Origin of the sequence: Enterococcus sp. BWR-S5, assembly GCF_016745255.1 — a bacterium.
In the GTDB taxonomy this organism is placed as follows: Bacteria; Bacillota; Bacilli; order Lactobacillales; family Enterococcaceae; genus Enterococcus_L.
The window spans coordinates 78,841-104,731 of record NZ_JADOEQ010000017.1 but is presented as its reverse complement, the minus strand read 5'-3'; the positions used below and the strand labels follow the sequence as shown (position 1 = coordinate 104,731).

The following is a 25,891-nucleotide window of genomic DNA, read 5'->3' as shown; positions in this document are numbered from 1 at the left end:
TTGGTAGCCTTTATCTAGTATATCGAAAGGAGTTTTATCGCTAAAGCTACTTCTTCCACGCGCAGTACGCGTGGTTTTTTTGTTTCAATCACTTTAGTGATTGAAACCGACTAAAGTCATTAAAAAAAGAGTGTAGGCATGCCTACACTCTTTGTACTTATATTTTCAGGAAACGGCGCATTGAAATCACTGAACCAACAGATCCGATGACTACTCCGATACCGACCATCAATAAATTCAATTGCCATAAAAAGTCTTCCGGTCTCAGCATAGAATAATTTGAACGCAGTAACTGCAGATTCAAAATATTATAAGCATAATGATAACCGACTGACATTAGGATCATTGGAACAATCGCTCCAAGCAATCCAATCCAAGCACCTTCAAGGAAGAAAGGCCAACGAATGTAGCCGTTCTTTGCCCCAACCAGACGCATAATCTGAATCTCTCTTTGTCTTGAAAGAATCGTGATACGAATCGTATTTGAAATTAGGAATACCGCAACGAACAGTAATAATCCTGCTGCTGCAAGTCCCCAAGTTTGGACTGTTTTCGCCAATTGGAAAATCTTATCTGAAGACAAGCCGCCGTAATCTGCCTTAAATACATTTGACAGCTTACCTGCTTCTTCTGATATTTTCTTTGTCTCTTCAGGCTCTTTGGCACTTAAGTAATACACATCATATAGAGGATTACTATCTCCTTCAAACAGGTTCCAAGCGTCACCCATCTGATCCTGAATTTTTTTCAATTGTTGATCCTTATTTGAATATGAGATTGAATCAACATTCTTGATTTCTCTCAATTCGCTTTCTAAAGCCTGCATCTCCTCAGCTGTTGTACCAATATCTACAAACACCGATACTGTTACGTTATCAGATATATCCTTTGCCAATTTTGTGGCATTGAAAATAACTGCCATGAAGATACCTACAAGTATAAGTGTGATCGTTACAGCACTCGTTGAAGCTATCGTCATCCAGCCGTTTCGTTTCAAACTTTTTATACTCTCTAATAAATGAGTAAAAAATGTTCTAATCATCGTAGCCGTAATCCCCTTCCGCTTGATCTCGAATGATTCGTCCGTTCTCTATCGCAATTACCCGATGACGAATCGTATTTACGATTGTACTGTTATGTGTTGCCATTACAACCGTAGTCCCCTGAGCATTAATCCGATCCAATAGCTTCATGATTTCCCAGGAATTTTCCGGATCAAGGTTACCTGTTGGTTCATCGGCAATTAATACTTTCGGCATATTTACAATCGCTCTGGCAATGGAAACACGTTGCTGTTCCCCACCTGACAGTTCGCTTGGAAATACACGTACTTTGTGTTTTAATCCGACTAAATCCAACACTTCCATTACGCGTTTTTTTACTTCACGTGGTTTTCTTCCAATTACCTGCATTGCATAAGCAACATTCTCATAAACAGTCTTCTTGCTCAGCAACTTGTAATCCTGAAAGACAATACCAATTTCTCTTCGCAGATAAGGCACTTCTTTGTTCTTAATTTTTATCAAATCATGCCCTGCGACTCTCAATCGCCCTTTGGTAGCTGTCTCTTCACGATACATCAATTTGATAAATGTGGATTTTCCGGCACCGGAGGGACCTACCACATAGACAAATTCGCCAGGCTTTATTTCTATTGAAAGATTTCTAATAGCAGTTGTACCATTAGAGTATTTCTTCATTACATCTTTCATTTCAATCATGATGTTTTCTCTCCATCTCCATAATAAAATCATTGTTTATTATAGCATTAATTTGTTGCAGTCTTCTTTCAAGACTTTACAGTTATATTTCATTTCCGTGAATGGCTCAGATTTTCATTTTCAAGTAAGCATCTATAAAACCGTCGATATCTCCATCCATGACTGCTTGTACATTTCCAGTCTCAAAGTTGGTTCGATGGTCCTTGACCATTGAATAGGGATGGAACACATAAGAACGAATCTGAGAGCCCCAGCCAATTTCCAGCTGTTCTCCTCGAATGCTTGCCGCTTCCTGTTCCTTCTTCTCTATTTCCAATTGATAGAGCTTCGCCTTCAGCATGGACATTGCCTGTTCTCTATTCTTCAGCTGTGAACGCTGTGCCTGACTGGCAACCACTGTTCCCGTAGGTAGATGGGTAATCCGTACTGCTGACTCCGTTTTATTGATATGCTGTCCTCCAGCCCCGCTGGCACGGTATGTATCAACCTTCAAATCATCAGAGTTAATTTCCACTTCAACCGTATCATCCAATTCAGGCATGACATCAATTGAACAGAAGGAGGTATGTCTTCGTTTAGCGGAATCAAATGGTGAAATTCTGACAAGACGGTGGACACCCTTTTCCGATTTTAAATAGCCAAAGGCATTATATCCTTTGATTTCAAGCGTCACACTTTTTATCCCAGCTTCATCTCCGGCCTGATAGTCCAGAGTCTCCACTTGAAACCCATGACCTTCAGCCCAACGCGTGTACATACGTAAAAGCATGCTGCCCCAATCCTGAGATTCAGTTCCGCCTGCTCCTGGATGAATTTCAAGAATCGCATTGTTTTTATCATAAGGTTCATTTAATAGTAAAGAAAGCTCATAAATAGAAAGTTTTTCAGAAAGCTGCTTCAGTCGTTCAACCAATTCCTCTTGAGTTTCCGCATCAAATTCTTCCTGCTGCAGTTCATTCATAATCTCCAGTTCTTCCAACTCATCTGCTAACTGATTGAATTGTTGAAATTTTTCCTTATAAACATTTGTCTCATTGATTAGCTTTTGCGCCTCTTCTGTATTATCCCAAAAACCAGGTTCAGCCATTCGATGCTCCGCTTCTGCAATGTCTTCTTCCAGTTGGTCTAAGTCAAAGAGACCCCCTAAAACTATTTATTTTTTCATTCATTTCATCCAACGCATGACGAATTTCTGCATTTTCCATCTATTGAACATTCCTTTCCTAATAGCCTTGCTAAACTTTTTTTGTAAAGAAGAGGTTTGATTTTCTTCAATTTATATACGAACGGAAAGTGATAAACCGTTTGGGTAAGACTTAGTTATCTGTTAAGCAGCTAATTAAGTTTCTATCCGCTTCAACTGATAAAGTACAAGATACAGGATACAGTCCATAAAATCAACGATAATCCATGTGCTTTATACATTCTCAACTTTTTGTCACTAAAGAACTAACGAAAGAGCGTGGGATACTAGTGAGACCCCACGCTCGTTCTTGTAAAAAATCAGGCATTCTTGCCGTGACAGTTCTTGAATTTCTTACCGCTTCCGCATGGACAAGGATCATTACGACCCACTTTATCTACTTTAACTGGTGTTCTTTTTGCAGAAGTATTGCTTTGTGCTTCCGGTGATTCACCTGGATGACTTGCTTCTCCTTGAGCAACCTGTTCTCTCTGTACATTCTGACGAATTTCAGATTTCAAGAACAGACGCGTTGCTTCAAACTCAATAGCACCAATCATGTCTTCAAACATTTTGTATCCCTCTGTTTGATATTCAACCAGTGGATTGTTTTGACCATAGGCACGTAGACCTACAGATTGACGAAGCTGATCCATCGCATCAATGTGATCGGTCCATTTCGTATCAACCACTCTCAGGATAACTACTTTTTGGAATTCAAGCATTTGCTCTGGTCCATTCAGCTGACCTGCTTTTTTATCATAGACATCTTTGGCAGCTTCATATAAGAAATCTTTCATTTGCTCCGGTGTCTTGTCTTTAATATCGTCAAGGGAAATCGCATCTTCATGAAGAATTGCTGACCCGGCGAAATCTACGATACCATCCAAATTCCAGTTTTCTTTTTCAAGTTGTGTATGACTGTCAACCACTCGACCAATTGTGCGTTTAATCATGTTCATCAGCACTTCAGTCAAATCGTTCTCTTCCATAATAACTTCTTGACGTTGCGCATAAACCACTTCACGCTGTTCACGCATCACATCATCGTATTGTAAAACGTTCTTACGTGTATCATAGTTGTTTCCTTCTACACGTTTCTGTGCAGATTCAACTTGTCTTGACAACATCTTACTTTGGATGACAGCATCCTCTTCTTCAATCTTCATGCGATCAAGGAATACTTTGATACGGTCAGTACCAAAACGTCTCATCAGTTCATCTTCCAGAGACAGGTAGAATTGTGAAACACCTGGATCTCCCTGACGACCGGAACGTCCACGCAGCTGATTATCAATACGGCGGGATTCATGACGTTCTGTACCAATAACGGCCAAACCGCCAAGTTCTACAACGCCAAGACCTAACTTGATATCTGTACCACGACCTGCCATGTTGGTTGCAATTGTTACTGCACCTTTTTGACCGGCATTCATGATGATTTCTGCTTCTTTAAAGTGATTTTTCGCATTCAATACTTCATGAGGTACTTTTTCTTTATTCAGTAAATCAGAAAGTAATTCAGATGTCTCAACCGCAACCGTACCAACTAGGACAGGTTGTCCGTTATGGTAACGTTCTTTGATGTCCTGAACCACTGCCTTAAATTTACTTTCCAATGTTGGGTAAAGTAAATCCGGGCGATCGTCACGGACGATTGGGCGGTTTGTAGGAATCTGGATAACTTGGATATTATAGATTTCACGGAACTCTTCTTCTTCTGTTTTCGCTGTACCGGTCATTCCGGAAAGCTTCTTATACATACGGAAATAGTTCTGGAATGTAATTGTCGCCATTGTTTTTGATTCGTCTTCGATTTCAACACCTTCTTTGGCTTCAATCGCCTGATGCAAACCATCAGAATAACGACGACCGTCCATAATACGTCCGGTAAACTGGTCAACAATTAGAACTTTTCCTTCTTGTACTACATAGTCGATATCACGAATCATGATATAGTTCGCACGCAATGCCTGCTCCATATGATGAGTCAATGCTGTATTTTCGATTTCATACAGGTTTTCCAGACCAAATGCTTCCTCAGCCTTTTCCATCCCTGCTTCAGTCAAATTAATTGTTTTAGACTGAACATCGATTTTGTAATCTTCTTCTTCTTTCAGTTTCTTCACTAAGTTATCAGTACGCGTGTAAAGCGCAGTAGATTTTTCAGCTTGCCCTGAAATAATCAATGGTGTACGAGCCTCATCAATTAAGATAGAATCCACCTCATCGACGATAGCATAGTTAAGAGGACGTTGAACCATCTGATTACGGTAAACAACCATGTTATCTCTCAGATAGTCAAACCCTAGTTCATTGTTTGTACTATACGTGATATCAGCATTATATGCTGCACGTTTTTCTTCCGGTGTTTTTGAATTGATATTCAAACCAACACTTAAACCAAGGAAGTTATACAAGTCACCCATTTCGCTTGAGTCACGTGTTGCCAAGTATTCGTTGACTGTTACTACGTGTACGCCTTCGCCTGAAAGAGCGTTTAGGTATACCGGCATTGTTGCCGTCAACGTTTTACCTTCACCTGTTCTCATTTCCGGGATATTCCCATCATGAAGAACAATACCACCCATCAGCTGTACACGATAAGGGTACAGGCCAAGAACACGCTTTGCCCCTTCACGAACAACAGCGAATGCTTCCGGTAATAGTTGGTCAAGGGTTTCACCTTTTTCATAACGTGCTTTGAACTCATCAGTTTTTGCTTTAAGCTCATCATCGCTCAACTGTTCCATAGCTGATGCATATGTATCAATCTTATCAACTATGACCTCCAGCCGTTTCAATTCTTTTTTATCGTTTTCGATCATCTTTCTAAGAAAATTTGCCATTGTTTAAGTGTTCCTTTCAATTAACTCTATTTATTTTTCTCCGAATTACACAATCATTTTAATACAGAATGTACAATCATCCTTCTTATTTTATCATTACTTCATAAGAAAGGAAATAACTTCTGCTAACAATTGCGCAAATTCTTTCTATGTACTCATGATAAAAAGGCAAAGACAATTTCTTGGTTCTGCGCCTTTTATCAATAATAATCAAACAAAAGGCAGAACAGAAGCTACTCACTCTGAGATAGTCTGAAAATCATTGAAAAGCAAGAAAGCCATTTTCGCAGATTTCTATCTGTCTCTCAAAGCTGAGCACTTCTGTTCCGACCTTAACTATTATTCATTCTGAATTATCGGTTGATTAATCAGTTTCAATCAAGCCGTATTTGCCATCTTTACGACGATAAACAATACTTGTTCCATTTGTTTCAGAATCTTCGAAAATGAAAAAGTTGTGACCAAGCATGTTCATCTGTAAAACTGCTTCTTCACTGTCCATTGGTTTAAGTGAAAGGCGTTTTGTACGTACGATATCCAGTTCAGAAGTTTCTTCTGTTGTATCATCTTCAGTAAAGAAAGATACTTCCTTCACAGAACCAGTACCTGTTTCACGTGATTTGCGGTTAATTTTTGTTTTGAACTTGCGAATCTGACGTTCCAGCTTATCAACAACTAAATCAACGCTGGCATAAAGATCAGGAGAAGTTTCTTCTGCTCTCAACACTAGGTATGGAAGAGGGATAGTTACTTCGACCTTCGCAGTTTTTTCAGTATATACTTTCAAATTAACATAAACTGTCGCTTCCGGTGAATCGCTGAAATATCGTTCCAGTTTTTTAACCTTTTTCTCTACGTAATCACGAATTGCCTCTGTTACTTCAATGTTTTCTCCGCGTACATTATATCTAAACATAACAATTGCCCCTTTCATCTACCACTAAAGAAAGAATAAAAGGACCACTCTCTTACTCTCTCTTCTTAACTCTATTATAGCTAACTATTATCTATTTGCCAACAATATTGACAATCAAATTTCACTATATTCTTTCAAATTAGCGAGCCAAAGAAAATGTTTCCAATTTTTTCAGCGGATATTGTAACAGAATTTCTGACGCAAAAAAAAGAGTTCTTCCTGTCGTATATATATCATCCACTAATAACACCTTTTCATCTTCTAAAAGCTGATTGTTGGATAAAGCCAATCCAAAAGGCTGCATTCCGGAAAGTCTTTCTTGCCGCTTTTTCTTCGATTGTGGGGCATCGTTGCTGATACGCTTAAGACAATCTACATAAGAAATGCCTGCGCCGCTTAACAGTCCTTCTACCTGATTGAAGCCCCTTTCCTTATATCTTTGTTCTGATAAGGGGATTGGAACAATTAAATAGTCTTTTCTTTTTTTGAAAAAACAAACTAATTCCTTTGAAAAGCTAAAACGTAATTGATAATTGCCTCTAAATTTATATTCCTCAAACCATTGTCTCATCTCATTATCGTAATGAAACAACGCAGTATGTTGAAACGAGTAATTCGGATACTTCTTGCGCCAGAGCAGGCAATCATTACACAACAAGTCGCTGCATTCACGGCTGCAGCCCTTGCATAAGGAATGACGATTAAGAAACTGAAACTTCTTTTTACAGTTTGAACATAATTCATAAGGAGTGATTGGCCTAAAGGATAGAATTTCACTAATTGATAGAACTCTGGTTATTCGCTGTCGACAATAGACACAATTCATCTACCAGCCTCCTTTCTTCAGCTAGTGCATTCATTTTTTTGATTTGCTTTACTGCTTGTCTCATGGGCTTTGTTTTTCCGTCATGAAGAAACCAAACTTCACCACTGGTAAAGTCCTTCTTTCTATCCACTCTTCCCGCAATCTGTACGAGAGCCGACTCTGAAAACGCAGCATGTTCACTTCCAATAACAATGACCGATACTTGTTCAAAGGTCACTCCTCGCTCCAAAATAGTCGTCGTCAGAAACAGACGAAACTTCTTCTCACGCATTTGCAGCACTTTTTCAGAACGCTTCTCATCCTTAGAATGAACCGACGCCGCAGAAACATTCGGCAGCAGAGCCACAATCAACTGATAAAGCTTATTCAGTACTACAATACTTGGACAAAACAACAGGACATTGTTTTTTTCCATCAGTGACCTGATGCAGTCAACCAGTTCCTTCGGCAGCCTCTTTTCCTCTAGCTGCTTTCGCCAATGAAAACAGCTTTTTAATTGTGGGATGGGCAGCTTCCTGCGATGGTATCTCGCCGGAAGAACAATCATCTCCAATACTTTTTTGTCGACTTGCTCAAGAAGCTGCTTCGTAGGTGTAGCTGTTAGATAGACTAATGCCGAAGTCCTTTTTACAGCTTGTTCTGCAGCGTACTGAAGGACTGGCTCATTCACATATGGAAAAGCATCCACTTCATCAATAATCAATAGATCAAACGCCTGATAAAAACGCAGCAGCTGATGTGTTGTGCATAATACAAATGGCGTGTAGCGATAGGGAGCCTCTGCCTCTCCGTGTAAAAGCATGATGTCCTCTTTTGGAAAAACTGCTTTTAGTCGAGGATACAGCTCCAAACAAACGTCTACTCGAGGGGAAGCAAGTCCTATGCGTGCGCCTCTGCTCAACAGTGCATGAACAGTCTCGAAAAGCATCTCCGTCTTCCCTGCGCCGGTCACTGCCCAAATCATTCCTTTTCGTTTTTCAACAGCGATTCTTTGCAGCCAATCTGAAACAGTTTGCTGACCGGCAGTAAGTTCGCCGGACCACTCAAATACGACCTCTCGGGCAGTCCCATGATTCTCAGGCCTGTGATAAAAAACTTCTTTGCTATCGACACGTCCTAACTGAAGACATGCCGGACAATAATAATGGTCCGGTGCCATTTCTACAGAAGCAGCTGCATGCACACTGCCGCACCTTTGACAGCAAGCCTGTTCTTTTTCGACAATCATCGCCGGAAAATGGAGTGCCTCAGAAAGATTGGTATTTTCCGGAAGCTCCTTTTTCATTACTTTTCTTCCTGTCAGCTCATTCATTTTTCTCCCCCCACAGTTATTATTCGCAAAAAACAATAAAAACCACAAAAAAAGAATCAACACTACCAATCAGCAGCATTAATCCTCATTTTTTTCTATGAAAGTGACTCTTTAAAAAGTCCATTTGATTTTAGAAGCTTATTAAATACGATAAATTCTTTTTCTAAATTCACCTGTACGACCTGATAGCCGGCATTCAACCAACCGTAGGCACCCTTCTCCGGATGTTTGTAGTCATTGGCCCACCAATCGGTATCCGTTCGGGCAGTTACAGGCAGTCCTGAGTATGGAAACAGCAATTCATCAAACTGGGTAAAGGTTAATGTTACCTGAGAACCGCCATTTTCTTTCAAGTAGTGGGTCACATGATTATATTTTTTCGCACGCTCTTTTCCCATCGAATCGCCTCCCTGATACCTCTATTATCTCATAAAACAACGAACTTTCAACTATTCCAAGCCATGAACTTTTTGCGGTTTCAAGTTGCTTAAGAGTCTCTTTTTTTCTATACTGGTATTAATGATGATGGAAGAAAAGGACGAGACGATGATTGACCACTATTTTACGATTGCCCAAAACGGAGAACATGAAATCGAAATAAAAAAATCAAGATTTATTTGTTTCATGAGACGCGTCTATACGGAAGAAGAAGCAAAAGCATTTATTGCTGAGATAAAAAAAGAACATTGGAAAGCGAACCATAATTGCAGCGCCTTTATACTTGGCGAGAACAGCGAGATTCAGCGCAGTAGTGATGATGGAGAGCCTAGCGGTACTGCCGGAGTGCCTATGCTTGAGGTTTTGAAAAAGCAAGAGCTGATTAACGTAGCCGCTGTCGTTACGCGTTATTTTGGCGGAACAAAGCTTGGTGCCGGTGGTCTAATCCGTGCCTATAGTCATGCGGTATCAGAAGCAATTGATGCAATCGGATTAGTCGAAGGGAAGCTGCAGCAGGAAGTGAGGTTGTTTATTGACTATTCACAGCATGGAAAGCTCCAAAATTTTCTTGAGGCCAGTGCCTATACAACAAAAGAGACGTTGTTTACCGAAAAAATCACAGTAATCTGCCTAGTTGATGAGGAAACGGTCACTCAATTTATTGAGGAAATAACCGAGCTTCTAAGTGGACAATTTACCTACGAAGAAGGCGACACCAGTTATCATGAACTAGCTATCCCCTCAAAAAGAGAGCGTTGATTTCGTCATTATCAGGAAACAGAAGAGCCAAGGGGTTCGCTAAAAAAGCGAATCCCTTGGCTCTTCTATTAGTTGATTCTGATCTACGGTTGTTGTGTAATGTCTTAGGAAACGATGAAGTTCTAAAGCAAAACCCTTTTGCTCCGGATACTACTGAAAAACGCCTTTCATCAAGTGTTTCTCAGCACGCTCCTTTTCTATTTCTCTAAGATATAAAGCTTATTCTCTTCATCAAATGCATAGCCGTTCGATAATAGAGCGCCGCAGGAAGCCAAGTTTTCCATCTCCGGCTGCACAATAATCCGTTCACAGCCTTCAAGCTTCATGATTTTTTCGGTTAAACGAGCAACGATTTGCTTGCCTAACCCTTGTCCGATAGACTGTTTTTCACCAATCATGTAGTCAATACTGTATGTTCCCTCTAGCGAGTATTTTCCATGCCAGTCTTCACCACTATATGCAAATAAATAATACTGACAAAAGCCAATTGGACGGCCCTGATGCATGACAATATAATGGTGTAAAAAGTGGAACGTGCTCTTCCTCTCCTTCACCTCTAAAAGCCAATCTTCCGGATCATGATACCATTTTGCAACATGCGCTTCATTTAACCAGGCTTCAAACAATTGTAAATCAGTATCTTCAAATTTTCTTAATTCTATCGTCATTTCTTTTCCTCCGATTTATATGATTTTATTCCACATAAAACAATAAAATCGGCGGTCCTCGAATGCTCTTTCGTCGGCTGGCTTAACAGGGATAGCGAATTTTCATGATTGCCTCTCCTTCCATTACTTATTTTTCAAGATAAAATTCAAAACGGTTGCCCGCATATTGTGTCCGCACATACTCAAAAGGTCGCCCATCTTCAAGATAGGATATTTGACGAAGACGAAGAATCGCTTCGCCTCTTTTGATTTCCAGATATTCAGCAATTTGCTCAGAAGCCAGCATCGCAGAAATAGTCTGATTCGCCTGTCCAATTTTATAGCCGCCCTTTTCCTCAAGTGTTTTATACAAAGATTGGCTAACCTCAGATTTACTATATTTATCAATTAAAGAATACGGAATACTAGCTACTTCAAAACAAATGGGCACACTATCGGCATAACGAATCCGTTCCATACGAAGAATTGATTCATCCTCTGACAGCTGAAGCTTCTCCAACTCGCTGGAACTTGGATGTGTGATAAAGTAAGAAACTGTTTTACTGGATGGTGTCCGATTTTGAGAGACCATAATTTCAGTAAAGCTAGTTGTTCCAATCATTTTCTCTTGGACTTTCTGTCTGGCAACATAGGTACCTGAACCGATTTTCCGTTCCAATATTCCCTCATCTGCAAGCGTTTGTATTGCTTGACGAAGTGTCATACGGCTGACATTAAACTGCACGGCCAACTCCCGCTCAGAAGGCAGGCGATCGCCAATCGCCCATAGACCTTTTTCAATGTCTTCCTTAATCTTGTCATGTATTTGTAAATAAATTGGTAAAGATGATGTCATCTGCTCCCCTCCTCATTTCCCTATTTCTTTAATTATAACTGGTATATACCTCATTAACAAGTCTCATTTTATGTCTTAAAAGGAAAATGCCCTTTTACAGGCGCTTTGGTCTAATCATTCTTTTACATAAAAAAGTCCCCAAAAAAGAGCTGAATCTGCAATTGGCTAACCAGCCAGCTGCAGTAATTAAGGAATGCTCACCTAGTTTTATCAAGCATTTGAGTGAAACTATTCTTAGTCTAAAAATTCCCCCTACACAGAATATTCAGCTTTCAACTGTTCTGTATAGGAGGATTCTCTTTTCTCAGTGTTCAACATTTCGTACAGCACTTCAGTCTGTACCGCTCATCCCTTTTTAAGAATGAACCTCTTCCTTCATCATCTTGTTGGCAGTTGCCATCATCAATCGAATTCGATTCAATTGATTCACCAATGATACCCCTGGATCATAATCGACGGCGGCTATATTAGCTTTAGGGTATTGATGTCTAAGCTCCTTGATTACTCCTTTACCAACAACGTGGTTTGGCAGACAACCGAACGGCTGCATACAAACGATATTATTAACACCTGTCTTCAACAGCTCAATCATTTCGCCTGTCAGGAACCACCCCTCACCCGTATGATTTCCGATAGACAGAATTTTACCGGCATCCTCAGCCAGCTCATAAATTGATGTGATGCCATCAAAGCGCGCTGAGCTTCTTAACGCCTTATCCATTGGTTTTTCAACCATCTCAATCATTCGAATGGCAAATTCAGCAATCATTTTGCTCTTCTTAGACATCCCCAGATTTTCATATTTGAATATCTGATTATATAAAGAATAGTTCATGAATCCAACGATATCTGGTACAACAGCTTCAGCACCTTCGGCCTCCAGCAGTCGAACAATATCATTATTTGCAGTTGGTGAGTACTTAACAAGGATTTCTCCTACGACACCGACTTTTGGTTTTTCAATATCTAATAATGGAACCTCATCAAAGTCTTTGATAATTTTCTTCATGTTTCGATTAAATTGTGTCAACGAACCGTTACGAATATTTTTTTCGATTTTCTTCAACCATTCCTCATGCATCCGGTCAATCATTCCCGGTTCAGTTTCATACGGACGTGTGCGGTAAACAACACGCTCAAACAAATCACCATATAAGAATGAAATCGCCACTCGTTTCAACATAGGCAGTGTAAATTTGAAGCCTGGGCTGGATTCTACTCCCTTGTTTCCAAGAGAAATTGAGATGACAGGAACCTGTGGAAATCCAGCATCGTTCAATGCTTTTCTAAGCAATGGGATGTAGTTCGTTGCTCGACAGCCGCCACCTGTCTGTGTCATCATTACACTAACATTATTTAAATCATAGTCACCGCTTTGAAGAGCTTCAACCAGCTGACCAATGGAAATAATTGCCGGATAACAGGAATCATTATTGACATATTTCAAACCAACATTAATCGCCTCACGGTCCTCTGCCGGTAAACAAACCACATTATAGCCGGACGCCTTCAGTGCTAAGTCTACCAATCCTGTCTGATGGATGGGACTAAGCATTGGTAAAAGCAAGGTATGGTTCTTCTTCATTTGTTTTGTGAAGATGATTTTTTCCTGTGTTTCTTCCTGAATCTTTGGTTCAAAGCCGCGACGGTCTCGCTCACCAACAGCAGCTTTTAAGGATCGAAGACGAATGCGAATAGCCCCAAGATTTGAGCCTTCATCAATTTTCAACACCGTATAGATTTTCCCATGCTGTTCCATGATTTCTTCTACCTGATCGGTCGTTACAGCATCAAGTCCACATCCGAAGGAATTCAGCTGAACCAGCTCAAGATTCTTAGTTTTCGCAACAACTTTTGCTGCTGCATATAATCTTGAATGATACACCCATTGATTCACTACTCGCAGATTATTGATATCACCTAAATGGGAAATGCTATCTTCTGTCAATACGTGGAAGCCTTCCTGCGTGATTACATCAGCAATTCCGTGATTAATTTCTGGGTCCAAATGATACGGACGGCCTGATAGGACAACACCCTTCTGCCCTTTCTGATTTAGCATCAATAGGGTTTCTTCCCCTTTGTTGCGAATATCTTCTTTGAAGTTTTCCAGCTCTTCATATCCGTGATGCAGTGCCTTTTGAACCTCTTCTTTCGTGATTCCTAAATCTTGGAAGGTAACAGCCAAAACATCAGCGACTGATTCTTCATTCGCAAGATTGATAAAAGGATTACGGTAATCGACTTTTCCTTCGCGGATATCATCCACATTATTTCTGATAACGTCTGGATAGCTTTGAACGATTGGACAGTTAAAGTGATTGTCCGCATTCGCATCCTCCTGTCTTTCGAATACAACACCTGGATAGAAAATCATTGGAATCCCTTTATCAATCATCGCCTGAATATGGCCATGTGTGATTTTAGCTGGATAACAGGCGGTATCACTTGGAATTGTCTCCATTCCCTGTTCGTACAGCTCTTTGTTTGAACGAGGTGACAGCTCCACCCTGTAGCCTAAATCAGTAAAGAAGGTAAACCACAGTGGATAGTTTTCATACATGTTCAGCACACGCGGAATCCCAACTGTTCCTCGCACAGCGTCCTTCTCTTTTAATGGACGATACTTGAACAGACGGCGATATTTATAATCCACCAAATTGACTTTACGGTCTTCCCGCTTCACTTTGATTCTCGCGCCTCGTTCACAACGGTTTCCTGTGATGAACTGACGACCATCCGAAAAGATAGTGACAGTCATCATACAATTATTTTCGCAAAGGCCACAATGAGTGAACTCCTTCTCCGCAGTAAAAGCATCTAGCTCTTCTGCCGACAGGAGTGCTGTTTCTTCTCCAAGCTCATAGTTTTCTAAAGCGATCAAAGCTGAACCATAGGCTCCCATCAAACCAGCGATTGATGGACGGACAACTTCTCTTCCGCTAATCATTTCAAACGCTCTCAGAACCGCTTCATTGTAAAATGTTCCGCCCTGACAAACAATCTTTGTTCCAAGCTCTTCCGGACGGCGAACCTTGATTACCTTATAAATCGCGTTTTTTATAACAGAATAGGATAGTCCTGCCGAAATATCACCGACAGAAGCCCCTTCCTTTTGTACCTGTTTCACTTTTGAATTCATAAATACCGTACAACGTGAGCCTAAGTCTACCGGACCTTTTGACCCTAACGCTTCCAACGCAAAATCCTTCACGTCATAGTTTAGAGATTTCGCAAAGGTTTCGATAAACGAACCACAACCTGATGAACAAGCTTCGTTCAATTGGATAGAAGAAAGTACCCCTTCTTTAATGGTCATAGCCTTCATATCCTGACCGCCAATATCCAGAATAAAGTCTACGCCAGGTTGAAAATGATCGGCAGCTTTATAATGCGCCATCGTTTCTACTTCACCGATATCGACCTTCAAGGCATTCTTGATTAAGTGTTCACCATAACCTGTCACTGCAGATTTTCCGATAAAAACTCCTTCAGGTAATTGGCTGTATAAGTCTTTTAATACCTCCATCGTCGTTTCAAGAGGCTGACCTTGATTGTTTCCATAAAATGAAAACAGCAGATTCCCTTCCTCGTCAATCAACGTCACCTTGGTTGTTGTTGATCCTGCATCAATCCCCAAAAAGGCTACACCTTTATGAGAAGCTAAGTCCTTCTCTTTTGCTTTTGCCTGTCCATGACGCTCTCTGAAAGCATTCAACTCTTGCTCATCGTTGAATAATGGTTCCAGAGTATCCGTAGGCTTCAACTGCTCGCTGTCACCACCAGTTAAACGACCAAGAATCGCTTGCAATGTTGTTTCTTCTGCGTCCTCTGAATAGATAGCCGCTCCCATCGCAACAAAAAGCTGCGGATTTTCAGGAAAAATGACATCCTCAGGCTGAATATCTAAGGTTTCGATAAAGCGACGGCGCAATTCTGACATGAAGAATAATGGACCGCCTAGAAAAGCAATCTTCCCTTTAATTTTTCTTCCAGCCGCCAGTCCGGCGATTGTTTGATTGACAACTGCTTGGAAGATACTGGCAGCGATGTCTTCCTTCGCTGCGCCTTCATTGATTAATGGCTGAACATCCGTCTTAGCAAAAACACCGCATCTAGATGCAATTGGATAAATCGTTTGATAGTTTTTAGCTAGCTCATTGACACCATTGGCATCCGTTTTCAACAATACAGCCATCTGATCGATAAATGCACCGGTTCCTCCGGCGCAGCTTCCGTTCATCCGCTGTTCTAATGCCCCTTCAAAGAAAGTAATCTTTGCATCTTCACCACCCAATTCAATAGCAACATCTGTTTCGGGGATAATTTCTTCTACTGTTTTCGTACAGGCAATAACCTCCTGAACGAATGGAATTTCCAACACATCAGATAGTCCCATACCACCTGAGCCTGTAATCATCATTGTTAGAGGTGTTTCTTCACCTAATAGTTCTTTCGCTTCATTCAGTACGCGCTCCGTTGCCGCCTTTACATCTGAGTAATGACGCTCGTATTTTGCGTATTTCGTTTCATTATTTTCATCGACAATCACTAATTTGACGGTTGTTGAACCGACATCAATCCCTGCTCTTAGTTTCATTGTTGACCTCCATTTCTAAGAGAAACAATTCACAATCAACAACACACTGTTGATTAACTTACATTGTGTTTGTTATAATACTTATGTCTATTTTAGGAAGAAATAAATTTTTTTGCAACAAGCAAAAGCTCCTATTTTGTGAGATAAGCAACAAACTTATAAAAATTGTTGTCTTTTAGAAAGGAAATTCGCGAATGAAAAAGAAAGATCTGAGAGTTATGCGTACGCATAAAATGATTATTGAAGCTTTTTTCCACCTTGTCGAAGAAAAAGGCTTTGAGGCAATTACTATTCAGGAAATCGCCGATCGGGCAATGATTAATCGAGCGACTTTCTACGCTCACTTTAAGGATAAGCAAGACCTCTATGACCAAATCTTCGATTTTGCAGTCAAGGCTTTTACTTCAGTTCTTGATGCAGACAAAACCATTCAAGGGAATAGGATTGAAGTAAAAAAAATCGAATTGCTGCTTACTACAATTTATAACAATATTCATAAAAATAAGAATTTCTTCCTCACAATTATGGATGGCAGTTCAAATGAGATACTACGAAGAAAGCTGGCAGATATTCTTTATGAAAAATATGCAGATACGCTGGCTCAATTAAAAATTACAGAAAATGATATCGAAGTTCCCATCGACTTTATTATTGAGTATATGACATCCATCTTTATCGGCACTCTCCATTGGTGGGTAACCAGCGAAACAGATATGACTCCTAATCACTTGGCCAGACTTGTTATCAAGCTGGTTGGTAATGGGCATTTAACTGTTCTGGGTATTGAAATAGAAAAATAGAAAAAAGAATCTCCTTCATCAATCACTGATGAAGGAGATTTATGCTTTTAACGTAATTATCTGTTTTTTGCCTGCCATTTTTTATTATGGGCTGTTTTTCTGTCAGAAGTTATTTTATTCGTCAAACCAAAGCTTACATTGTACTTTTTTTGTTTTGATAAATCATACAGTCTTTCTGCCGTGTCAGTAATTTTCTCTTTTAATTTCATACGATCGCTCTCCTCTGATTTTTAATAGAAATATGATCATAAATAATATAAAAACAGAGCTGCTCATTCATAATGAACAACTCCTACAGACTGGGGTAGCTGGATTCGAACCAACGAGTGACGGAGTCAAAGTCCGTTGCCTTACCACTTGGCTATACCCCAAAAATAAAAAATGGAGGAGAGTGGATTCGAACCACTGAACCCTAAGGAACGGATTTACAGTCCGTCGCGTTTAGCCACTTCGCTACTCCTCCAAGAGGTTTCTTAAAAACCTGACTTACTTATAATACATAATTTTTTCTGGAAATGCAAGTGTTATTTTAAAAAAATTTTTTCTTTTATTCTGCCAGATTCCACTGACGAATAATTGTCTCAATTCCCTCTTCAACAGACTTCACTGTTCCAGTATTTTCGCTGTTCATTTCAAGGGTAAACTTCTTACTATCCTTAGGAACAATTCGACCAATTTCCTTTTTGCCTATCAATAGCTTAGTAATGATTACTTGCTGTCCGTCAACTTTTTGCTGTTCCTCTTCTATTCTAACTTCAATATCTTTATTCTTTTTTGACATGTGTATCCCTCCAACGCTATATCTTACCATAAAATCTAAAAATTTTGGCATGCTGTTCTGCCAGTAAAACTGCATAACTATGGATTACTTCGAAAATAAGACGTCATTCAAAAAATGAAACACTATCATTGTAGCAAAAACTTAATTTTAAGTCATCGCCACTCTCCCAAAAGCAAGAGAACTCACTTATGATCAAGCCAAGATAGCCGTCCTATTTTTGAAGTAGATTGCCAGTACATCCAATTTCTCTCTTTTACTGTCGAAAGAGGCGTTTTCTTTGATATTCACTTAGAAAAGCGAAAAGAATTCCTGCTGCTACAGCCACCAGTCCCATAAAGATGAACATCCATAGGAAGCTGGATAGATACGCCTGAACAAAATCATACATAGCTTTAGACTGGATTCCCAACCGCTTCAATGTTCCTGAAGCAAAAACGATTGTAGGGAATGTTAACATCAACAAGCCGCTGCCTGCAAATATATACTCCAAATATCTAAGCAATCGATGAAGATATCCTCTTAGTGACCTGAACAGCGCAATACTCAACAAGACACAAAGAGCGCCGCACACAGCCATAAACAATAGAAGTTTTGATTTAAACGCCATGACACGCTGTGTAAAGGAAATCAGAAATGGCAATTCGATATACCCATCGTAAATTTCAACAGAACGATCGGCAAGCGTTTGAATTGAGGCTTCTGTTTCCGCCGTTACTTCAATATTATTTTCACTCGCATATTGTTTAATCTTCGTAAGAATAGATTCGTTAATTTTTGGACCACTTACAATGGCAAACGTCTTTTTCGGTTCATACATTGCTGTAAAATAAGCATTTACATCTTCTTTTACATAGTCTTCGGAAACAGCATCGGCTAAGATACCCGCCGGTATATTGCTTCCTAACGCACTATTCTCTATTTGGCGATTAATTTCTTCTGTCAGCTGAGAGTAATACTCAGATTTTTCCGCTTGCTTCTCCATATACGACCCACTGAATAATGTCAGATACAGACTCAATAAAAGGAGAAAAGAAGCTAAGAATACAGAGGAAAGAAAGGCCAAAAACATACGGGAAATATTTTTCCCTATAGGTGTTCTTTTTTTCATTCAGTCATACTCCCCTAACTAGATACTTTCATCAATAATTGGACCGGAAACATAATCAGCAAATACAAAAACACGATCATCTGCCCAACCAATAGCATCTAAAGGATAACAGGTATATAAAATTAATGAGCGCTTCGATTTATCTCCAAGCCTTTCATTAATTACCGGATCATTTTTTGTGGATACTTTCTTTTCCGTTACTTGATAAGAGTAGTCGCCATAATGGGTGTTAATAACTATCTGATCGCCGGGCTCTAAATAATAGATTTGGCCAAACGACGGTCTGTTATGTCCGCCAATCAGCGTTGTCCCGAGATCACCGGGAATCATACTGCCGATATATTGTCCGGCACCCAGACTTAAGATTTCTTCGCTATCACCATAAAACAATGGTTCATTAATCCCAACTTTTTCAATCACAACTTGACCAAACTGATCACCGGAAACAGGATAAACCATCGTCGAGGAAGCAATTTTTCCCGCTTCATTGATCGCTTCTTCCTTTGTTTCCTGCTTTGCTTCAGCAAATAAATTATTGGCTTTTGTATCGAAAGACGGCGTGTCATTCAGCAAGATAAGCTGAACCGCCGATGAGGCAAAATTAATGACAGGTGCACCAATGATATAAATGATAAGATAGCCGAAAAGCATAAAGAGAAGAGGCATATAGATAAATGCCCCTACCCTCTTGAATTTCTTCATATTAAGCTAATTTACGCTTTCTACTTACAAATGCCGCACCTGCAGCAGCTGCCAGTAAAGAACCAAAAGTGATTCCGCTCAACGCATAATTAACACCTGTGTTTTTCACAGCGTTTCCAGACTGATATACTTGGTTACCATTAGCATCAGTAATCAACACTGCTGTGTATGATCCACCGCTACCAAAAGTGATTTTCACACCTACTGCATTTCCAGCAGCAACCACGTAGTTTTTCAGCTGATCGACAACGCTTGTTGGAAGTAAGCGTAACGCGTCTCCCAGAGTTGTTGCGTTTGTTGTATCAACATCCTGTGAACCAACCAGCGCAACAGCAGCACGGATATTTTTCAGTGCTTCTTCCACTTGTGCATCAGTTAATGCAACACGTTTCAGATGGTTTTCAGATGCGTTGATTTCAGCAGCGTCGAAATAAAATTTCTTACCACCAATCGTTGCACCTGCATTCAATTCATCAAGAATCTTTTGCTCATTAGCTGCAATCGCGCCATCTGCTGAAGCCGGCATAGCCAACCCAATAACAGCTACAACTGCAATAATGATCCCTAAGATTTTTTTCATTAGTATCCTCCTATCTTCTAAAATTTATAATTAATTTTGAACTGCCAAAATAGCAGCGTAAAATAAATTATACGTTTTCAAATTAACAACAGGTAAACAATATCCCATCTTCAAAATTATCATACCCACATTTAATAGTCAAATCATTTCGCCTATATTTCCCTAAAAATCGCCTAACTTTCCCTCTTTGTTACTAATGTGGCTTCCAAAATATCATAGCCGGCAGCTGTCAGTGTTTGACGAATCTTCTCTGCCTCTCGGCTTTCAATCTGCAACTCAATGATTGTTTCCAACTCTTTGCGATTAACAACTACCGTCAGAATACTGTAGTCATTTTCAGCCAACAGCTGAGTGATTGCTGCCAAAATCCCTTTATGATCCTCAGGAATACGCAACTGAACTCGTGTTCCACCGTCGTTATAGCCGGTAATCTTAAGGAAGGCATCAAAAATGTCATTGTTTGTGATAATCCCGATCAGCTCATCACGATTGTCAACAACCGGCAAAACACCGACATTATTTTGTCTCATTTTGTAGATACCATCTTCTAATAATGAATCCGGGTCGATTGTTTGTACATCTCTTATCATTATATCTGCTGCTGTCGTTTTATTCAAAAGATAGTTCACTTCATAAACACTTAAGCTTGTTGCTTGAGATGGCATTGCTGCTTGAATCGTACCTTCTGTCAAAAGTCCCACCAAGCGATCATCCTTTACAACCGGCAGTCGATGAATATCGTTTTTCTTCATCAAATCTACCGCATCGAAAATTTTTATCTCAGGCTGTACAACAATCAGATTCTTCGTCATAAAATCTCTTATACTCATTTCCTAGCCTCCCAAATATGCTTTTTTCACTTCTTCATCATCTATCAGGTCTTTTCCTGTCCCACTAAGAACGATGCTACCTGTCTCTAAAACATAACCGCGATCAGCGATAGATAACGCCATTTTGGCATTTTGTTCAATAAGTAAAATTGTTGTCCCCTGCTTATTGATTTCTTGAATGATATTGAATATCTCCTGAATAAAAATTGGTGCCAGTCCCATAGATGGCTCATCAAGGAGCAGCAGCTTAGGCTTCGACATCAAGGCTCTGCCCATCGCCAGCATTTGCTGCTCGCCTCCGGATAATGTTGCTGCGTCTTGATTCTTACGTTCCTTTAGGATAGGAAAGCGTTCAAAAATCATGTCATACTCCTTTTTGAATTCCTTATCCTTTCGCAGAAAAGCACCCATTTCCAAGTTTTCCTGTACAGTCAATCCTGAAAACACGTGGCGTCCTTCCGGAACCTGACATAGGCCGGACGCTACAATTTTCTGCGGCAATGTCTTTTGAATTTCATTTCCCTCAAAGGTTATTGTACCACCTGAGGAGCGATTCAAGCCGGAAATTGTTCTCAAAATAGTTGTCTTGCCGGCACCATTCGCACCAATCAACGACACAATTTCTCCTTGCTCAACATGAAAGCTGACATCTCTTACTGCCTGAATCATGCCATAATGTACCGATAGATTTTCGATTTTCAACATCACAGCTCACCTCCCAGATAGGCTTCAATAACTTTTGGATTATTTCTGATTTCTTCCGGTTCGCCTTCCGCAATGACACGTCCATACTCTAAGACGTAGATTCGCTGACAGACCTCCATCACCAGACTCATATCGTGTTCAATTAAGAGAATTGTGATTTGAAACTCTTTTTGGATTTTTCTAATCAGCTCAGTTAAATCAGCGGTTTCCTGCGGATTCATTCCAGCAGCCGGCTCATCAAGGAATAGAACTTTAGGTTCTGTCGCTAACGCTCGTACAATTTCCAATCGGCGTTGTTCTCCATATGGCAGATTCTTTGCAAGATGTTCAGACTTCGCTTCCAATCCAAAGATTGCCAATAGCTCCATCACCTTCTTGCGTAGTGCTTCTTCCTTTTTATAAAATCCCGGCAAACGTAAAATGCTGGAAAAGATTCCTTCCTTGTTTTTGCTGTTCATTGCAATCAGTACATTGTCCATCACTGAAAGATCCTTGAACAAGCGAATGTTCTGAAAGGTTCTGCTAAGTCCCATATCCGCGATTTTATAAGGCTTCATTCCATTCAAGGTCTGGCGTTTGCCTAGAACCTCTAAATCGACCGTTCCTTCACTTGGTTCATAAACCCCTGTCAACAGATTAAACAGAGTTGTTTTTCCGGCTCCGTTTGGTCCGATTAACCCAATCAGCTCATTTGCTTCTAAGCTCAGGTTGACATTTGATACGGCAGCGAGACCACCAAAGTTTTTTGTTAAGCTTTTAACTTCCAATAGAGGCATTTGAGTCATCCCCCTTTTTATTCAATAGTCGTTTCACTGAAAATTCCCATGTGCCAAGCAATCCGCCTGGTTTAAAAATCATGATAATAATTAGAGCCAACGCATAAATAATCATTCGCAGCTCACCAAAATTTTGCAGGTACATGTTCATGAATCCTAAAGCAATCGCAGCAATCACGGTTCCTGTCACACTGCCGATTCCTCCAAATACAACGATAATCAGAATATCAATGGACTTCATGAAACCAAAATCCTTTGGTGCAATTGTTTGAATATAACTTCCATATAAACCACCTGCTACACTAGCAGTCATCGCACCAATCACAAAGGCCAATACTTTATATTTTGTCGTATTAACCCCCATTGATTCAGCTGCAATTTCATCTTCACGAATCGCCATGGTTGCTCTTCCTGAACCACTGTGAATATAGTTGACAACAATCAATATAGTAATAACAACAAAGCCAAAGACCATTGACCAGTTAACAAATGGCGGAATACCAAATATCCCAGCTGGTCCATTGGTGACATCTCTCATATTGATGATAACAATTCGAATAATTTCCGAAACACCTAGAGTAGCAATTGCCAGATAATCTCCTTTAAGACGTAACGTCGGAATACCGACAATCAAAGCAATGAAGCCAGACAGCGCTATTCCTAAAAGCAGCCCACTGAAAAAACCACCCATTGTTGGATTCTTTACAGAGACGATAGCTGTAGAGTATGCGCCAATTGCCATAAATCCTGCATGCCCCAATGAAAACTGACCGGAAAAACCGATGATTAAATTTAGGCCAAGAGCAAGAATAATATTGATACCAATTGTGATAAGTGTATTTTCAGTATACAGGTTTACTGCACCCATGATATAAGCTGCATAAATCACACCATAAACAGCAAGAGCAATCAGCAACCAAATCAGATTATATTTCATATTTTTCTTCATGACTCATCACCTACACTTTCTCTTTGATGTTCTTCCCGAGGATACCCGCCGGACGAATTAACAGGATAACAATCAACAAAGCATAAACGACTGCATCCTTATAATCAGAAAAGCCCAGTGCTACAGCTGCCGTTTCAAGCAGCCCAATCACGAAACCGCCAATCGCCGCTCCCGGAATAATTCCGATTCCTCCGACAACTGCCGCTACAAACGACTTCAACCCTGGAACAACACCCATCATCGGATCAATGGAGTTATAATACAAACCAATCAGCATCCCGGCCGCTGCCGCTAAAGCTGAGCCTAAAGCAAAAGTAAAAGAGATGGTCCGATTCACATTGATTCCCATCAATTGAGCGGCATCTGCATCCACACTTACTGCACGCATGGCTTTCCCCATCTTGCTCTTTTTAACAATCACCTGTAGTAAAATCATCAAGAATAAAGAAACAAACAGAATAATCAACTGAATATTCGACACTTCAATAAAACCAAACTTGTAAGTTTGCAGCTTGATTGCTTGCGGGAATGCTCTGGGATCAGACTTAACCATCTGAATCATGACATTCTGCAAAAGGAAGGATACGCCGATTGCGGTAATCAACGCAGCAATTCTTGTTGATTTTCTCAAAGGACGATACGCTAGAAACTCAATAACCACACCGATGACTGCTGCACAGGCCATCGAAAGAATAAGTGCCGGAAAAAAGCCGAGCTTGAAATTATTAATAAAAAAGTATCCCATGAATGCACCAAGCATGTACACTTCTCCATGGGCAAAGTTGATTAGTTTTATAATGCCGTATACCATTGTATAGCCCAAGGCCAAAAGAGCGTAGATGCTCCCTAGAAACAGCCCATTTATTAACTGCTGGATAAACATTTCCATTTTCATCACATCCAATTTGTATTTGTTGAGAATAAAAGAGGTTCAGACAGACTGCACCAACTACCGATTCTTTTCTTTAGTGACCTCTGTCAACTTAAGAAGTTTTGTTTTATGTATGAAAAACTGTGTAGTATAAGAGGTACATTCTATCTTAAAGGCAGAATCCCAAAGACATTCTCGCTTCTATCCTGCAGTTTATTCATTAAGTAAAAAAGTAAAATGGCTGAAATCATTGTTGGTCCCAGCCATTTTCATTCTCAAAATTCTTTTATTAAGGGTTAACAGGTTCTGCTGAAGTTTCTTTTCCTTCAGTCAGTCCCAATACTACTGCTGATTTTTCTGGGTTATGGTCTTTATCCATTGTCATTACACCAGTAACACCTTCAAAATCCTTCAACTCAGCTAAGCCTTTTGTAATACTTGCTGAATCAGCAGAGTCTTGATCTTCAATTGCTTGTTTCAGCATGTAGACAGAATCATAAGCCAATGCATTGAAAGCGGACGGCTGTTTGCCATATTTTTCTTTAAATGCTGCAACGAATGGTTCTACTTTATCTGTTGCCGGTGCTTTCTCTGAGAAGTGCCCCGTGTAATAGACATCACTTACGTTTTGAGCGCCTGCGATTTCAACCAACTTCTCATCACCAAAGCCATCTGCACCAATAATTGGTTTGTCGATACCCATTTCTCTTGCTTGCTTAATAATTAAGCCTGCTTCAGTATAGTATCCCGGAACATAGATGACATCGTAGTCCAATCCTTTGATTTTCGTCAATAATGCTTGGAAATCCTTGTCTCCTGCAGTAAAGTTTTCTTCCTTAACGATTTCACCTTTGTACGTATCCTTGAAGGAATCCGCAAGCCCGATTGCGTAATCACTTGATTTATCACCAAGAATGACCACTTTTTCTGCTTTCAGATTGTCTTGAGCAAAGTTCGCTAGGATAACCCCTTGGAAGGTATCTTGGAAACATGCTCTAAACACGTACTCCTGTACCTTATCGTTTGCAACGGTGATACTGTCATCCGTACCGGATGGTGTAATCAACGGTACACCGGCTTTTGTCATATTAGGAATCGTTGCTTTTGTTGCACCAGATGTTGCCGGTCCAATCACAGCTACTACTTTATCCTCATTTGTCAGGTTCGAAGCAACGGAAGCTGCCTCACTATTTTCAGATTTGTTATCCTTAGATATCAATTCTAATTTCTTCCCTAAGACACCACCAGCTTCATTGATTTCCTCAACAGCCAGTTCAATTCCTTCTTTTTCAGCATTCCCGTATGCTGATACACTTCCGGAAAGCTCCATATTCATACCAATTTTGATTGTATCGCCTTCAGTCTTATTCCCAGCATCTGATCCTCCACCACTTGTTGCAGTTGGTCCACATGCTGCTAGTAAGAACAAACTGGCAAATAAATAACTAAATCTTTTCATCAAATTACCCCCTCATTCTCTTTACAAAATACTAAAATAGTATGTATACAAATATAATAAAAAAGGGGATTCTTGTCAATGAATTTTCAGAAAATTTCTATAATTCAAAACAATCAGTTTATTATGATCAATTTATCGTTACAAATAGAGCGAAAAAATTGACTGAGCTGGCTAAATTTTTTTGACTTTAATAATAATTAAAGTTTTTTTCCTTTTTATATTC

Annotated in this window: 24 protein-coding genes and 2 tRNA genes; 2 read left to right on the top strand and 24 right to left on the bottom strand. The window is 40.0% G+C overall.

What is annotated here, in order from left to right; genetic code table 11:
• Positions 1–157: 157 nt before the first annotated feature.
• The 8 genes from ftsX to IW510_RS17625 form a co-directional block, all read right to left on the bottom strand.
• Positions 158–1,042, bottom strand: a complete 885-nt coding sequence (ftsX, locus tag IW510_RS17660; RefSeq protein ID WP_202061870.1) for a permease-like cell division protein FtsX — start codon at positions 1,040–1,042, stop codon at positions 158–160.
• Complete coding sequence (gene ftsE, locus IW510_RS17655; protein ID WP_202061869.1) at positions 1,035–1,721, bottom strand: cell division ATP-binding protein FtsE; 687 nt, start codon at positions 1,719–1,721, stop codon at positions 1,035–1,037. Before ftsE ends, ftsX begins: the two co-directional genes overlap by 8 nt.
• A gap of 106 nt (positions 1,722–1,827) precedes the next feature.
• A protein-coding gene (gene prfB, locus IW510_RS17650) for a peptide chain release factor 2 (RefSeq protein WP_202061868.1) occupies positions 1,828–2,926 on the bottom strand; the annotation gives its coding sequence in 2 pieces (ribosomal slippage) (positions 1,828–2,853 and positions 2,855–2,926; 1,098 coding nt in all).
• A 298-nt stretch (positions 2,927–3,224) separates the two neighbouring features.
• Positions 3,225–5,753, bottom strand: coding sequence for a preprotein translocase subunit SecA (gene secA, locus IW510_RS17645; protein WP_202061867.1), 2,529 nt, complete (start codon positions 5,751–5,753; stop codon positions 3,225–3,227).
• A 364-nt stretch (positions 5,754–6,117) separates the two neighbouring features.
• A complete protein-coding gene (gene hpf / locus IW510_RS17640; protein ID WP_202061865.1) occupies positions 6,118–6,669 on the bottom strand; it encodes a ribosome hibernation-promoting factor, HPF/YfiA family in 552 nt (183 codons plus the stop codon).
• Positions 6,670–6,808: 139 nt separating this feature from the next.
• Positions 6,809–7,495 carry a ComF family protein gene (locus IW510_RS17635; RefSeq protein WP_202061863.1) on the bottom strand — a complete coding sequence of 229 codons (687 nt, stop codon included), beginning with the start codon at positions 7,493–7,495 and terminating at the stop codon, positions 6,809–6,811.
• A complete protein-coding gene (locus IW510_RS17630; protein ID WP_202061861.1) occupies positions 7,446–8,807 on the bottom strand; it encodes a DEAD/DEAH box helicase in 1,362 nt (453 codons plus the stop codon). The genes IW510_RS17635 and IW510_RS17630 overlap by 50 nt, the downstream gene beginning before the upstream one ends.
• A gap of 95 nt (positions 8,808–8,902) precedes the next feature.
• The gene (locus IW510_RS17625) at positions 8,903–9,205 is read right to left on the bottom strand and encodes a DUF7662 domain-containing protein (RefSeq protein WP_202061859.1); all 303 of its coding nucleotides are present in this window, start codon (positions 9,203–9,205) and stop codon (positions 8,903–8,905) included.
• 127 nt (positions 9,206–9,332) lie between these two features.
• On the opposite strand from IW510_RS17625, the gene IW510_RS17620 reads away from it, so the two are divergent.
• Positions 9,333–10,004: a YigZ family protein gene (locus IW510_RS17620; protein WP_236674807.1), complete on the top strand. Its 672-nt coding sequence runs from the start codon at positions 9,333–9,335 to the stop codon at positions 10,002–10,004.
• 197 nt (positions 10,005–10,201) lie between these two features.
• Here IW510_RS17620 and IW510_RS17615 read toward each other — a convergent pair whose 3' ends face one another.
• The 3 genes from IW510_RS17615 to IW510_RS17605 all read right to left on the bottom strand — a co-directional run bounded on the left by IW510_RS17615 (position 10,202) and on the right by IW510_RS17605 (position 16,107).
• Complete coding sequence (locus tag IW510_RS17615) at positions 10,202–10,672, bottom strand: GNAT family N-acetyltransferase (RefSeq protein WP_202061858.1); 471 nt, start codon at positions 10,670–10,672, stop codon at positions 10,202–10,204.
• A 127-nt stretch (positions 10,673–10,799) separates the two neighbouring features.
• Positions 10,800–11,507, bottom strand: coding sequence for a GntR family transcriptional regulator (locus IW510_RS17610; protein WP_202061857.1), 708 nt, complete (start codon positions 11,505–11,507; stop codon positions 10,800–10,802).
• Positions 11,508–11,862: 355 nt separating this feature from the next.
• Positions 11,863–16,107 (bottom strand): 2-hydroxyacyl-CoA dehydratase, encoded by a 4,245-nt coding sequence (locus IW510_RS17605; RefSeq protein WP_202061856.1) that lies wholly within the window; start codon positions 16,105–16,107, stop codon positions 11,863–11,865.
• Positions 16,108–16,301: 194 nt separating this feature from the next.
• On the opposite strand from IW510_RS17605, the gene IW510_RS17600 reads away from it, so the two are divergent.
• Positions 16,302–16,907 (top strand): TetR/AcrR family transcriptional regulator, encoded by a 606-nt coding sequence (locus IW510_RS17600; RefSeq protein ID WP_202061855.1) that lies wholly within the window; start codon positions 16,302–16,304, stop codon positions 16,905–16,907.
• 56 nt (positions 16,908–16,963) lie between these two features.
• On the opposite strand, the gene IW510_RS17595 is transcribed toward IW510_RS17600, so the two are convergent.
• The 13 genes from IW510_RS17595 to IW510_RS17535 form a co-directional block, all read right to left on the bottom strand.
• A complete protein-coding gene (locus IW510_RS17595) occupies positions 16,964–17,116 on the bottom strand; it encodes a hypothetical protein (protein WP_202061854.1) in 153 nt (50 codons plus the stop codon).
• Between the two features lie 90 nt (positions 17,117–17,206).
• Positions 17,207–17,278, bottom strand: a tRNA-Gln gene (locus IW510_RS17590).
• Positions 17,279–17,289: 11 nt separating this feature from the next.
• A tRNA-Tyr gene (locus IW510_RS17585) sits at positions 17,290–17,370 on the bottom strand.
• Positions 17,371–17,454: 84 nt separating this feature from the next.
• Entirely contained in the window at positions 17,455–17,688 is a 234-nt protein-coding gene (locus tag IW510_RS17580; protein WP_202061853.1) for a DUF2969 domain-containing protein, read from the bottom strand.
• 253 nt (positions 17,689–17,941) lie between these two features.
• Positions 17,942–18,796 carry a hypothetical protein gene (locus IW510_RS17575; protein ID WP_202061851.1) on the bottom strand — a complete coding sequence of 285 codons (855 nt, stop codon included), beginning with the start codon at positions 18,794–18,796 and terminating at the stop codon, positions 17,942–17,944.
• 18 nt (positions 18,797–18,814) lie between these two features.
• On the bottom strand, positions 18,815–19,498 hold the full coding sequence (locus IW510_RS17570) for a class D sortase (RefSeq protein ID WP_202061849.1): 684 nt from the start codon (positions 19,496–19,498) through the stop codon (positions 18,815–18,817).
• 1 nt (position 19,499) lies between these two features.
• Positions 19,500–20,078, bottom strand: a complete 579-nt coding sequence (locus IW510_RS17565) for a hypothetical protein (protein ID WP_202061847.1) — start codon at positions 20,076–20,078, stop codon at positions 19,500–19,502.
• Between the two features lie 173 nt (positions 20,079–20,251).
• Positions 20,252–20,908 carry a CBS domain-containing protein gene (locus tag IW510_RS17560; protein WP_202061846.1) on the bottom strand — a complete coding sequence of 219 codons (657 nt, stop codon included), beginning with the start codon at positions 20,906–20,908 and terminating at the stop codon, positions 20,252–20,254.
• A 3-nt stretch (positions 20,909–20,911) separates the two neighbouring features.
• Positions 20,912–21,613 (bottom strand): ABC transporter ATP-binding protein, encoded by a 702-nt coding sequence (locus IW510_RS17555; protein WP_202061845.1) that lies wholly within the window; start codon positions 21,611–21,613, stop codon positions 20,912–20,914.
• Entirely contained in the window at positions 21,613–22,389 is a 777-nt protein-coding gene (locus IW510_RS17550; protein ID WP_202061844.1) for an ABC transporter ATP-binding protein, read from the bottom strand. Before IW510_RS17550 ends, IW510_RS17555 begins: the two co-directional genes overlap by 1 nt.
• Positions 22,370–23,338, bottom strand: coding sequence for a branched-chain amino acid ABC transporter permease (locus tag IW510_RS17545; protein WP_202061843.1), 969 nt, complete (start codon positions 23,336–23,338; stop codon positions 22,370–22,372). The genes IW510_RS17550 and IW510_RS17545 overlap by 20 nt, the downstream gene beginning before the upstream one ends.
• Positions 23,339–23,348: 10 nt before the next feature.
• On the bottom strand, positions 23,349–24,227 hold the full coding sequence (locus tag IW510_RS17540; protein WP_202061842.1) for a branched-chain amino acid ABC transporter permease: 879 nt from the start codon (positions 24,225–24,227) through the stop codon (positions 23,349–23,351).
• Between the two features lie 271 nt (positions 24,228–24,498).
• Positions 24,499–25,668 (bottom strand): ABC transporter substrate-binding protein, encoded by a 1,170-nt coding sequence (locus tag IW510_RS17535; RefSeq protein WP_202061840.1) that lies wholly within the window; start codon positions 25,666–25,668, stop codon positions 24,499–24,501.
• Between the last annotated feature and the right edge of the window lie 223 nt (positions 25,669–25,891).